10 protein-coding genes, 7 tRNA genes, 1 pseudogene and 1 other annotated feature are annotated in these 11,544 nt (G+C 45.0%); of the genes and pseudogenes, 13 read left to right on the forward strand and 5 right to left on the reverse strand.

Annotation, left to right across the window (positions count from 1 at the left end; genetic code table 11):
- The 13 genes from CIK89_RS11980 to CIK89_RS13635 all read left to right on the forward strand — a co-directional run.
- A partial coding sequence (locus tag CIK89_RS11980; protein ID WP_144007414.1) for an RtcB family protein occupies positions 1–736 on the forward strand: 736 nt, incomplete at its 5' end.
- A 238-nt stretch (positions 737–974) separates the two neighbouring features.
- Positions 975–1,055 (forward strand) — a sequence feature (23S ribosomal RNA rRNA prediction is too short).
- 60 nt (positions 1,056–1,115) lie between these two features.
- Positions 1,116–2,729 (forward strand): TROVE domain-containing protein, encoded by a 1,614-nt coding sequence (locus tag CIK89_RS11985; RefSeq protein ID WP_094391603.1) that lies wholly within the window; start codon positions 1,116–1,118, stop codon positions 2,727–2,729.
- A gap of 462 nt (positions 2,730–3,191) precedes the next feature.
- Positions 3,192–3,590: a hypothetical protein gene (locus CIK89_RS11990; RefSeq protein ID WP_094391604.1), complete on the forward strand. Its 399-nt coding sequence runs from the start codon at positions 3,192–3,194 to the stop codon at positions 3,588–3,590.
- Positions 3,591–3,718: 128 nt separating this feature from the next.
- Positions 3,719–5,083 carry an ATP-binding protein gene (locus CIK89_RS11995; protein ID WP_094391605.1) on the forward strand — a complete coding sequence of 455 codons (1,365 nt, stop codon included), beginning with the start codon at positions 3,719–3,721 and terminating at the stop codon, positions 5,081–5,083.
- Positions 5,084–5,086: 3 nt separating this feature from the next.
- On the forward strand, positions 5,087–6,133 hold the full coding sequence (locus CIK89_RS12000) for a hypothetical protein (protein ID WP_094391606.1): 1,047 nt from the start codon (positions 5,087–5,089) through the stop codon (positions 6,131–6,133).
- 27 nt (positions 6,134–6,160) lie between these two features.
- The gene (locus CIK89_RS12005; RefSeq protein WP_094391607.1) at positions 6,161–6,640 is read left to right on the forward strand and encodes a hypothetical protein; all 480 of its coding nucleotides are present in this window, start codon (positions 6,161–6,163) and stop codon (positions 6,638–6,640) included.
- A gap of 227 nt (positions 6,641–6,867) precedes the next feature.
- A tRNA-Arg gene (locus CIK89_RS12010) sits at positions 6,868–6,942 on the forward strand.
- Between the two features lie 7 nt (positions 6,943–6,949).
- Positions 6,950–7,021 (forward strand) — tRNA-Gln (locus tag CIK89_RS12015).
- A gap of 8 nt (positions 7,022–7,029) precedes the next feature.
- Positions 7,030–7,102 (forward strand) — tRNA-Phe (locus CIK89_RS12020).
- An 8-nt stretch (positions 7,103–7,110) separates the two neighbouring features.
- A tRNA-Tyr gene (locus CIK89_RS12025) sits at positions 7,111–7,192 on the forward strand.
- An 8-nt stretch (positions 7,193–7,200) separates the two neighbouring features.
- Positions 7,201–7,271, forward strand: a tRNA-Gln gene (locus CIK89_RS12030).
- 7 nt (positions 7,272–7,278) lie between these two features.
- Positions 7,279–7,351, forward strand: a tRNA-His gene (locus CIK89_RS12035).
- Between the two features lie 6 nt (positions 7,352–7,357).
- Positions 7,358–7,430: transfer RNA gene (locus CIK89_RS13635), tRNA-Glu, on the forward strand.
- 217 nt (positions 7,431–7,647) lie between these two features.
- Here CIK89_RS13635 and CIK89_RS12040 read toward each other — a convergent pair.
- The 5 genes and pseudogenes from CIK89_RS12040 to CIK89_RS12055 all read right to left on the reverse strand — a co-directional run.
- Positions 7,648–7,971: pseudogene (locus CIK89_RS12040) on the reverse strand (hypothetical protein); the annotation flags it as partial.
- Between the two features lie 101 nt (positions 7,972–8,072).
- The gene (locus CIK89_RS13640; protein WP_158215028.1) at positions 8,073–8,222 is read right to left on the reverse strand and encodes a hypothetical protein; all 150 of its coding nucleotides are present in this window, start codon (positions 8,220–8,222) and stop codon (positions 8,073–8,075) included.
- A gap of 99 nt (positions 8,223–8,321) precedes the next feature.
- Complete coding sequence (locus CIK89_RS12045; RefSeq protein WP_094391609.1) at positions 8,322–8,888, reverse strand: GNAT family N-acetyltransferase; 567 nt, start codon at positions 8,886–8,888, stop codon at positions 8,322–8,324.
- 12 nt (positions 8,889–8,900) lie between these two features.
- Complete coding sequence (locus CIK89_RS12050; protein ID WP_094391610.1) at positions 8,901–10,640, reverse strand: ATP-binding protein; 1,740 nt, start codon at positions 10,638–10,640, stop codon at positions 8,901–8,903.
- Between the two features lie 3 nt (positions 10,641–10,643).
- Complete coding sequence (locus tag CIK89_RS12055) at positions 10,644–11,420, reverse strand: WG repeat-containing protein (protein ID WP_094391611.1); 777 nt, start codon at positions 11,418–11,420, stop codon at positions 10,644–10,646.
- Positions 11,421–11,544: the final 124 nt, after the last annotated feature.

Here is an 11,544-nt window from a genome sequence, read left to right on the forward strand (position 1 = left end):
GTTAGGTGGTGGAAATCATTTCATTGAGTTACAGAAGGATGAAACAGGTACACTATGGATTATGATCCATTCTGGTTCCAGAAATCTTGGAAAACTTGTCGGTGATTACTATAACGAGAAGGCAAAGGTGCTCAATGAGAGATGGTATTCTGTGGTTTCCCCAGATATCCGTCTACCATTCCTTCCTTTACGAACTGATGAGTTCGATGCATACTGGCGGGAAATGAAGTATTGTGTTGACTTTGCCCTCTGTAACCGCAAGTTGATGATGGAACGCATCGAAGAGGTCATCAAGGATGCTATTCCAGAGATTGAGTTTGAGCCGATGATTAATATCGCTCACAACTATGCAGCATGGGAGAACCACTACGGTCAGAATGTCATCGTACACCGAAAGGGAGCAACTCTGGCCCGTGAGGGAGTCATTGGAATCATTCCGGGCTCACAGGGAACTGCATCCTACATTGTGGAGGGGCTGGGCAATCCTGAGTCATTTTGCTCATGCTCTCACGGAGCCGGGCGAACGATGTCACGTACTGCTGCCATCCGTGACCTCAACTTGAAAGAGGAAGTGGAACGATTGGATGCCCTGGGCATCATTCACGCGATCCGCAATCAGGATGACATGCAGGAAGCCTCCGGTGCATACAAGGACATAGAAACAGTCATTGCCAACGAGGCGGACCTTGTAAAAGTAAAAACACGACTTCTTCCGGTAGCGGTGATTAAAGGGTAAAGTCATTATACGTATAGATACAGGCATAGTATGATTCAATTGTAGTAACTTTGCACTGTCAAAACGGAAAATTGAGTTCTTTGAAACATCAAATAGTGGCTGCCGTAGCGACGGACTTCTTCGACAGATCCCGCGCTTTCAATAGGCATAATAATAGAGCCGTTGCGATAGTTGCGCCACTTTTTATATAATCAGTTGCCGTAGTGGAGGAATACTTCGAGATCCTGATGATGGTGTCAAACCCGATGACAGCCAGAATGTAAGCTTGGAAGCAGCTATCATCTAAGGAGTGCGTGTAAGCTCACTGGTCACAGGGTTTAACCTGCCTCTAACGCTTGTTGCACTGATTTTAAATAAACCGATATAAGGAGATTATTATATGAAGTTTAACACAATGATTAAGGAACAATCGATGACTCTGAACCATGAAGGTGCAGAAGCATTCGGACTGTCAGCAGAAATGGAACTGTATACCGCCGTCGTTACAGCATCCTTGAGTGACAAGTTCTATGAGACGGCAAATGAACGGATTAAGCGTATTGCCGAACTTGTTGGCAAGTGCGATGCTCGTTTTGTTGCTCAACTGGCTGTATATGCGCGCAGGGAAATGAATCTGCGCTCTGTACCCCTTTTCCTTGTAGTTGAACTGACAAAACATCATAGCGGGGATAATCTGGTAAGTCGTACCATTGAAAAGGTTGTCCTTCGCGCAGATGAGATTATGGAGTTGTTACACTGTTATCAGTGGCGCAACAGCCAAAACACTACTTGTACTGAGGCAAGTGCGCCAAAGAAAAAGCTCGCCAAACTATCACATCAGATACAGGTTGGACTGCAGAGAGCATTCAATAACTTCGACGAATATCAGTTTGCAAAGTATGACCGTAACAATCTGGAGGTGAAACTTCGGGATGCACTTTTTATTGTTCACCCCAAAGCAAAGGATGATACACAGCAGAAACTGTTTGACAAGATTACAAGCAAGACTTTGGAGACTCCATATACATGGGAAACAGAGTTGTCTGCGCTTGGACAACAGGAGTTCGAATCTGATGTAGACAAACAGATGGCTTTCACAAAGAAGTGGGAAGAGCTCATTGACAGCGGCAAACTGGGCTATATGGCAATGCTACGCAACCTTCGGAACTTCCTTGAAAATGGCATTTCTAGAGAATCACTAACAGATGTTGCCAATCGACTTAGCGATGAACGGGAAGTAATCCGTTCAAAGCAGTTCCCCTTTAGATTCCTTTCGGCGTATCGTGAGGTAAACCGCGTAGAGAATAAAAAGACGCAAGTTATATTTGAGGCACTTCAGAAGGCCGCTCTTGCAACTACTCAGGACAATGGCGCCGAGGACAAACAGCTGTTGCTCAATGCCCTAGAAAAGGCAGTTCTCGCTACAAGCAATAATATAGCTGGGTTTGATGAACATACTCGCGTATTGTTGGCATGCGATGTCTCTGGGTCAATGTATTCTCCGATAAGTCCTAAAAGTTCTGTGAAGAACTATGACATAGGGCTAGTGCTTGCTATGCTGCTGAAAAATCGTTGCAAGAACGTTGTCAGCGGAATCTTTGGAGATGAGTGGAAACTGGTGAATCTGCCTTCTACAGGCATTCTAAGCAATGTTGAAAAGATGTATGAGCGTGAAGGCGAAGTGGGATACTCAACAAATGGCTATAAGGTCATAGAATATCTGAACAGGGAGAAAATAGTATTGGATAAGGTGATGATGTTCACCGATTGTCAGATGTGGGATAGTTATGGTAATATACACTCCATTAGCAAAGAATGGGATAAGTATAAGCTGATAGCACCTAATGCAAAACTGTACCTCTTTGACCTTAGTGGCTATGGTACAACTCCGCTTAACATAATTCGTGATGATGTTACTCTCATAGCAGGTTGGAGCGACCGTATCTTTGAAATGCTTGAAGCAATAGAAAAAGGCTCTAGTGCTATAGAGGAAATAAAGAGAATTGAAGTATGACAAGAATAGGCGGTTGCCGTAGCAACGGGTGACTTCGGAATGTTTAGATACCAGCTCAGACCCATCGCGATTGTTGCACTGCCTTTTTTTTTTTAATTCATTGTCTGCGTTATCGCGGTTTAACCTTTACTGGTGCTGAAAGTGCGGAATGGTCAAGCAATCAAATCCAAGAAATCCAGTGCAATTTTTCGCAGAATACCCAAATACGCGCATTTGGGAAGCCTGCTGCGAAAAATTCCTCTGGATAAGGAGCCAGCGACTGGTTATTGGTGGATTGCGCATTCTGCTAACTTTGCACCCGTAAAGGTGTTAAGAACCGAATAACCCTGACAGGAAAAAACTGCGAGATGTCAGGCGGTCAAGATGCAGCACAACGTAAATCGCGTTAAATTGCATCAAAGATGCCATAGAATACCGCTATTTCAAAATTTATTCGTACCTTTGCACGCAATTAGTATCAGTATGCTCAAGCAGATAGTAGTAGATAAGGTCATGGCACGACAGCTGTGGAAGTTGGGATTCAAGGAACCCACTTTATCTTACTATAATGTGGATGGCCAGTTACAGAATGCCGAAGGCGACACCCTGGAACTGAAAGATTACAATGCCCCCAAGCAAACGCGCGGTCGCGGTGCCAGATGCTATGCAGCACCGACTTTGTCAGCCGTCCAGGACTGGCTGCGCCGGAAGAAGCACCTCGAATTATTGGTCAGCCGCGATACTTTCTTCCAGAACACGGGCGACTATTATTGCCGTCTCATCCGGCTTTCCGATGGGTTAAGCCGTGATACCCATCCCCGCAAGTCCTACGACCAGGCCCTGATGGACGGCATCAAGCAGGCTCTCGCGCTCCTTTCTTGATATTATTTTCGCACTTTTTTCCCGATTTGTTTGGTAGTTTTGATTGAAAAGTGTAATTTTGCAGTACTAAATTTTATTGAAAAGTGTAGTTTTTGACTGCCAAAAGTTATTGAAAAGTGTAAATTGCCATGCTGTACAGGAAGATTACATCGTACATCGAGGACTATCTGAAGTCCGATAATGACAAGATTCTGATACTGGAGGGAGCCCGCCAGATAGGCAAGTCGTTCAGTATTCGTGAAGTGGGTACACGTCTGTACCCAAACTTCGTGGAAATCAACTTCGTGGAGGATGACGAGGGTGAGCAGCTCTTCAAGAACATCCACAAGAAAGAGGACTTCTACCTGACCCTTAGCATGGTGGCAGGCAACAAGCTCAACAATCGCGATGATACACTGGTGTTCCTCGACGAGATTCAGCACTATCCGCAGTACCTCACCATGCTGAAGTTCCTGCGTGAGGATAACCGCTACCGCTTTATCGCCAGTGGCAGTCTGTTGGGCATCACCCTGAAAGACACCACCTCCATTCCAGTGGGCAGCATCACCATCAAGGATATGTTCCAGCTCGATTTCGAGGAGTTCCTGATTGCCAACGGCTTCGGCATGGAGGCTATTGACATGCTTCGCAAGTCCTACGAGAATCGCCAGAGCCTTTCGGAAGAGCACCATAACCATGTACTCGACCTGTTCCGTCGCTACCTGCTGGTAGGCGGTCTGCCCGATGCCGTCAACACCTACCTCGAAACGCATAACATTGTGAAGGTGCGCGAGGTACAGGATGGCATTTGTAGCCTTTATGCCAGCGATGCTTCCAAGTACGAGAAGGAGCACAATAAGAAGCTGCTTATACGCCGTATCTACGAGATGATTCCCTCGCAGATGGAAAACAAGAAGAAGCGTGTGGTGGTTCAAAAAATCCGTGACAAGAAGGGCGACCGCTTCGACCAGTACAAGGAAGAGTTCGAGTACCTGATATCATCAGGTATATCCTTGGCCGTCAATGCCATCTCCAACCCTCATTTCCCGCTGAGTGAGTCACTCCAAAAGAATCTGCTGAAGCTCTATCTGAACGATGTGGGCCTCCTTACTGGCATACTCTATCGCAACAACATCCGTCCAGTTCTCGACGATATCCGGAGCATCAATCTCGGTTCCGTCTATGAGAATGTAGTAGCCCAGGAACTTCGCGCACATGGGCATAAGCTCTACTATTACGACAATCGCAAGCAGGGCGAGGTTGACTATCTGGTTGACAACCACACCACGATGAGCGCCCACCCGATTGAAGTCAAGTCGGGCAAGGACTACACCGAACACAGTGCTCTCAACAATCTTCTGAAAGTTCCTGAGTACAATGTCCTTGCAGCCACTGTCATTTCCAATGAGCGCAAGGTCTATCAAGAAGGCAAAGTGACGTATATGCCCGTCTATTTCGTGATGTTTATGGAAGCTGATACACCTCAGACTGACGAATCAGAATATATTTTCTAAAGCATGATTAAGGACTATCAAAATAAAGAAGTACTGGCTGAAATGAAGCGCCAGGTAAATGCAGCCGCCAAAATAAGCGACCGCGAGGCAAGAATTACATTCGTATTGATACACATGATTAGCGAGTATCACATACTGGCTGAGCAATGTACCAAACCCGACGGAGAGAACAATCTCTTCAGGTTTATCTCGTGGTGCCTGAGCCGTTTTGCCGAAGAACTTGAAACGCTCTCCGATGAGGAGTTCACGAACCCCATCGAGCTTTACAAGAAAGATCCAGACATCAACCTGCTCGAACTCATCCGCTTCCGCACTCCAGCGAAGAATGCCGTTGAGAAGGGACTTGACGAAAGCTTTGAGTGGCCCGATAATGTTCCCTACGAAGAGTGGGAAGAGGACATCCTGCAGACGGCCTACGCAACGCTGTTCGGACTATACTTCTTTAACACCCCGGCCAAGGACTTGATGAAGTGGCTGGGCAAGGACGAACGCAAAAACCTCCGTTTTGTGAATGCCATGAATCGTCATGAGACGGTGCTGAATGTCAGCGCAGAGCGTACCAGACTGCGTGAGGCCGACGGGCCAATGCCTTGGACGAAGAAGCCCAAGCGGATGTACGTGAGCGACGAGGAATGTGCAAAGGGCGAGGAGCACGTAGTAGAGTTGCGAAGGAACTTCGTTGATGTGGTGGAAAAGCTGGCCACTGGCGATACGCTGCGCTTTTGCCGTGAGAAAGAAGAAACGGCCTTCGGTGTGTTCATGACAGGTCTGTTTGCCATGATGATGCCTGGCAAAAACGTGAACCGCAAGGGTATGATCAGTTCGCGCGATAATGCGAAGATGGTCTATCAGGCCGCCAAGAAGTCGCTGATGGGCGACAAGTTGGCCAATGATATTGTTACTGCCGCTGACGACAAGGCTGCTGCCGAAGTGTTCTACTGGGGCTTGATTGGTGGCGAGCAAGGTGTTGCCAACGGCTCGATGCCCACCGGCATGGCCGACATGGACATCCGTCACAAGCCCAAGCGTAACAAGGGCGAACTCAATTGATGCTTTGATAACTTTTATACGTGTGATATGGGCAAGATTTTTAGAGATATGACTGCTGAAGAGCAGGCTTATTACGATGAAGAAAGCAAGAAGTTTCCGTGGCTTAAGACTGTCACGATGAGCGATGACGAATTCTTTGCATGTTTTGAGCGTGACCTTGGGAAAGGGTCAGCTGCACTTTGGTTTAATCATCTATGGAATAAGCATTACAGCTGGGTTTTCCTCGCCATCTTGAAGCATTTTTATGAAACAGGAGAATTTGTACATTTTGATTGGGATTATACCGATAGTCAGTCAGAAGGTGTTCTCTGGGATATTATGATAGCCTGGGGTGCAGACTTGCAGACTGGAGGTGATGTTCTTAGCTGTAGGGCCAAGTTTGACTTCAGCAAGTATACTGCTCCCACAAATTCAAAGATAAGAAATTACGAGTACTACGAAGAGAGGGGATTCGATAATTACTTCAAAGACTATTACGAGTCTCACGGATTCGAATACCCATTTTAATTGGTGTTTGGTACAAAGTCTAAGAGGTTGCTTCATTAACGTGGCAACCTTTATTAATCTCTCTTTTTTCCGTTTTGGGCGTAGAATTTGAAAAGTGTATTTTTTGGCCCAAAATTACTCCGAAAAGTTTTTTTTCAGTTAAAATGAGCTTTTTTTCTTTGCTACGAAAAAAGGCTTCATTTGGCTATTGTACCTTTGCACACGAAATCATTAAGGAAGCAAAATTTGGCTCGTTAGCTCAGTTGGATTAGAGCATGACGCTACGAACGTCAGGGTCGGGAGTTCGAGTCTCTCACGAGTCACAGTTACTGCCCTATGGTGTAATGGTTAGCACGTCAGATTCTGGATCTGGAGGTGGTGGTTCGAATCCATCTGGGGCAACAAGTCAGGGAGCTTTGGCAGACTTGGTGTATGCGCAGGACTGAAAATCCTGAGAACGTGGTTCAACTCCACGAGGCTCCACTCAATATTGGGGTGTTCTCCAGCGGCAACGAGAGCAGACTGTAAATCTGCCGCCTTTCGGCTTCGTAGGTTCGAGTCCTACCACCCCAACGATTGACAGCCCTATGGTATAACGGCAGCACAGCAGGTTTTGGCTCTGCTAGTGAAGGTTCGACTCCTTCTGGGGCAACTATATGGAGTTTGTGGCCGAGAGGTTCAGGCGCAAGGTTGTGGCTCTTGTTTACGCAGGTTCGAATCCTGTCAAACTCCCAAGATGGTCGGTTCATCTAATAGGTCAGGATTACAGATTTTCAATCTGTCCACACGAGTTCGATCCTCGTACCGACTACATTATAAACTGGATATGGTGTTTAATGGTAGCATCCGAACTTTGGGAGTTTGTGGAGTGAGTTCGAGTCTCGCTATCCAGACAAAAAGGCTTCTTCCCAAGAATACAACTTGAAAAGAAGCCTTTCTTATGCGAAGTTCAGAATAGACACAAGTCTGTTCTCAACCTTCTTCAATACTTTCAAAGTCCTTGCCTTATCTGCATCCTCCTTTTTCCCAAGCAAGGCGATAGCCTCTTTTATCAGCTTGCAGTCATCAACAGACAAAGGCATCTCAGTGATGGAGTAGTTAGGATCTGCATATCTGTAGTATATCCTGTCGTATACCTCTATAGGGGCATTGTAGCCCAGCTTGTCAGACCTCATGATCTGTATATCCATCTGTACGGTCCTGGAGCAAACACCCTTGGTGATGCCCTCCATGTCGTAGAGCGCATCGCAGCAGGCATTCACGAGGTCGTCAAGCGTCCATCTTCTGTATCTGTTTCTCAAACAGTTGTTTATCGTTTTGTACCTTATCAAGGCATTCTTATTCGCAGGCATAGCTGTATGTTCATTCTAATACGTGAAAAAATAATAGTTGGTAATCCTCTCTGCGGTTCGGATTGCCAACTATCAGTTGCTCTTTCTCCTATCTCTGGCTCTTACGATGCCCGATAGCAATAACTATGCTCTTGATGTCGTGGGAATCCTACACCGACTGCTGGTGTGCAAAATTGCTGCACATAAGCATCCCGTTCAAAGCGTCGATAGCTCTGAACGAATGTCGGCTGTGTATGTACAAATAGTCTCATTCCTTGTAGGATTCTTTAAAATTCGGCTGCAAAGGTACAAATAAAGAACGAAATCTTTTTGCGTAGGTCGGGAAAAGTTTTGATTTTAACACTTTATTCTTATGCAGGATCTCCCAAGTGATGCCTTCCTATACAGATTAGTACGTTGAAGAACATATTTACTTTGTTTAGCATGGCCATCAGCTCGATGTAACTGATGCCGTCCCCATTCATATAGATGTCATAGCGATGGGACTCTTCGCTTGGATAGGGTATCTTCTGATCTACATAGCCGTTTCTGACATAAAACCACTTTCTTCTGAGACATTCCTCATAGTCATCGTTGTCCGGCTGAGGTGTAAAGATGGTCAGGGCTATGGGGCGATTGCCTTGAATCTCCCGCAGATGCTTCAGTAGGGCAGTTCCATAACCTTTATTCTGGTACTCTGGTTCTATGGCCAGATAATAGATAAAAGAGCCTTGGAAAAAATTTATCATATAAGCGTATCCCATAAACTTGCCATCATCCTCGATGGCGATGAAGTCTACGGATGCTCCCTTGTAATAATTCTCCAAGATATGTAAGTCTGAGGTAGTCTCTGTTGAAGGGAATACCTTTATGTTCAGATCCTCTATTTTGGAGTTGAGTTCTAAATCATCTTCTCTAACCTTTCTAAATGTAATCATTTTGCTGCTTCTTTATATAAAACCTATACGTGCTCCGCCTTTCTTCACAATTTTCTCTTCGCGGCAGTATTGCTCAATTTTCTCATCGGTCACATAATCATTCCCATAAAGAATACTCTCTATATCACACTTACGGGTAATATTCTCAATCTGTCCTCCGCTAAAATCATAGGCAGAGGCCAGTTTCTCAGCGGTCTTTTCTGAGAGTTCCGGCAGCATAGACTGCCATATTTTGGTGCGCTGAGCCAATTCGGGTTTTTCAAATTTCACCTTGTAGAGGAAGCGTCGCTCGAAGGCATCATCCATGTTCTGTACCAAGTTTGTCGTTGCGATCATAATACCGTCCAGCGTTTCCATCTCTTGTAGAATGATGTTCTGGATGGAGTTCTCCATCTTGTCAACAGAACGCTCAGCACCTTCCTTTCGTTTACCGATGACAGCATCTGCCTCATTGAAAAGAAGGATAGGAACTTTCTTGGAATTCTTAGCGACAGCGCGATAGCGGTCAAAAATAGCTTTGATGTTTTTCTCGCTCTCGCCTACCCACATACTCTTCACCTGCGAGATATTCACCTGCATGATATCACGGCCAGTCTTTTTGGCCATCTGAAGCACGCTCTCAGTCTTTCCTGTGCCAGGTTCGCCATAGAACAGACAGGCAAAGCCCTGACGCCGTCCTTTTTCCTTCAGGCGGTTACATATACTCATATAATGCCCCTCATCAAGCAACTCGGCCAGCCCTTCAAGTTGGTGCATGACTTCGTCATTAAAGAACAGTTCTTTGGCTACTATACTATCGCTCCGCACCACGTCACAACCTTTATTTTCTGGCTGCTTGATGTCAAACTCTTGAAGGAGTGTTTCTCGTGCCTTGGCTGTCAATTGATATTCGTCTTTGTCTTTGAAACCTTCAGAAAAAGCGTTTTCTACCCAACCTTCCTTTACCAGAAAGTGTCTTCCTTCAGACATGGCTCTGTCAAAATTATACTTCTGATGCTGTGCATCAAACAGAAAGACAAGATGACTCATAGGAATATTAACTGTTCCGCATAATACCAGATGACGACACATGTGAGTAACTACAGCCTCGCTTTCTGCCGACATGCCAATATTACGTAGAGCCTTTACATATGAAAGATCCGGATTTTCATCCATCAGCCGTTCTATCTCTTCAAACATCAGTTCTGAAGAGAGTTCATCCTCATGGCGCAGATGGGTGATATCATAAAAATGTTGGAAGAACTGAATACCAGAGGCATTCTTGTAGGACTTACGCTGGAACGGCTCATTCTTAGCGAGGCTTTCCAGAAATGATTGAGTCACGGCGTAGTCATAACTTCCGTTCATGTTGTTTCTTATCATCCGAAGCATACCTTTCCTTACCAAGTCATCCACCTCTCCTTTATACTGCAGTACCTGTACACTGTTACAATCAAGGTATCGAGCGACATCCGCGAAATCAGATTTGTTGCCTGAGGCACTCGACTCAGCGAATAGAGCCAGTAGCACAGCCTGTATCTTCGTGATGCCCTGACGTTCTGAAAGGAAAGTAATAAAGCGATCTGCCTTCTCAAAGAATAAAGAACTCAGCTCCGAATCCTCAGCAAGGGTTACAATGAGATCCACTGCTGACAACATGGTTAGCTCTTCATTCTCATCAATAAAGTCAGGAGTCAGTTCCTGTTCCATCTCTGCCTTTTCCTGTATTTTAAGTTTGCGTAGTGGCTTTCTTATTTTCTTGCCTCTTATCATATCTCAGTTTTTAAAAAATGTATCTGGATTGTACTCCCCAACGAGATAACCCTCATAGTCGAGGGCTTCCTCGCATGTCATAAAATCACCTGATTCGTTGATGACACCTTCAACATCGTCTTTTGTGACAGTGCAAGGCTGCTCCATATCAACAAATTCAACCTTGTCATATTGAGGAGCAATATAGAGGTCGTTACATGTTCTGTCAAGCACTCCATACTTGTTACCTGACCTAAACACAATACATCGTCCATTGGCATGCGTTATTTCATCAAGAATACAAGGGGCAATTACATGTCCATCCTTGCCTATAATCCCAAGTTTACCGTCTTTCTTGACGGTGTAATAAGGTTCTATGAGCATGTATGAGATGGAGTCATAGACAAAAGGAGTCAGTGCCTCGCCACTACCATCAGGCTTTACCAGTCCTGCCTTTCCGTTCAGTTTAGCAACCCGGGGAATGTTCCCGCAGTAGATTTTATGGCAAAGTTCGCCTATACCGTCATATTGTGCTGGCAAAAGCACCTTACCAGTCGTATCCATTGTGCCATATTTACCATTTTTCTCAAAAATAGTGTCATACCAGTCATAACGGTCAATATATCGAGAGCGAATCATCACCAGGTCATAGAAAGAACGACGATTGTCCTCCAGTGGTTCATTACCCTCTTCTTTTTTTTCTGCTACATCAATCAGTTTGTCCAAATTCTCGACGAATTGGAAGTTCTTCATTGTTGCCTTCGGCTTGTTCTCAATGTTTATTTCAGTTTTTACACTCATATATTAATTATTTAGTTACAATCGGATTTTGAGTGCAAATTTACGGCTATCTTTTCAATATATATTTAGAGTTATAGGTATAACATCAGATTTATTTCAGATGGATAATACTGTAGTAAAGTAG

The sequence above is a fragment of the Prevotella sp. P4-119 genome, from assembly GCF_002251345.1.
Lineage (GTDB): Bacteria > Bacteroidota > Bacteroidia > Bacteroidales > Bacteroidaceae > Prevotella.

Coding starts and splice junctions, on each gene's coding strand:
- CIK89_RS11985 (WP_094391603.1), top strand. CDS start 1,116: ATGAAGTTTAACACAATGATTAAGGAACAATCGATGACTCTGAACCAT.
- CIK89_RS11990 (WP_094391604.1), top strand. CDS start 3,192: ATGCTCAAGCAGATAGTAGTAGATAAGGTCATGGCACGACAGCTGTGG.
- CIK89_RS11995 (WP_094391605.1), top strand. CDS start 3,719: ATGCTGTACAGGAAGATTACATCGTACATCGAGGACTATCTGAAGTCC.
- CIK89_RS12000 (WP_094391606.1), top strand. CDS start 5,087: ATGATTAAGGACTATCAAAATAAAGAAGTACTGGCTGAAATGAAGCGC.
- CIK89_RS12005 (WP_094391607.1), top strand. CDS start 6,161: ATGGGCAAGATTTTTAGAGATATGACTGCTGAAGAGCAGGCTTATTAC.
- CIK89_RS13640 (WP_158215028.1), bottom strand. CDS start 8,222: ATGAGACTATTTGTACATACACAGCCGACATTCGTTCAGAGCTATCGA.
- CIK89_RS12045 (WP_094391609.1), bottom strand. CDS start 8,888: ATGATTACATTTAGAAAGGTTAGAGAAGATGATTTAGAACTCAACTCC.
- CIK89_RS12050 (WP_094391610.1), bottom strand. CDS start 10,640: ATGATAAGAGGCAAGAAAATAAGAAAGCCACTACGCAAACTTAAAATA.
- CIK89_RS12055 (WP_094391611.1), bottom strand. CDS start 11,420: ATGAGTGTAAAAACTGAAATAAACATTGAGAACAAGCCGAAGGCAACA.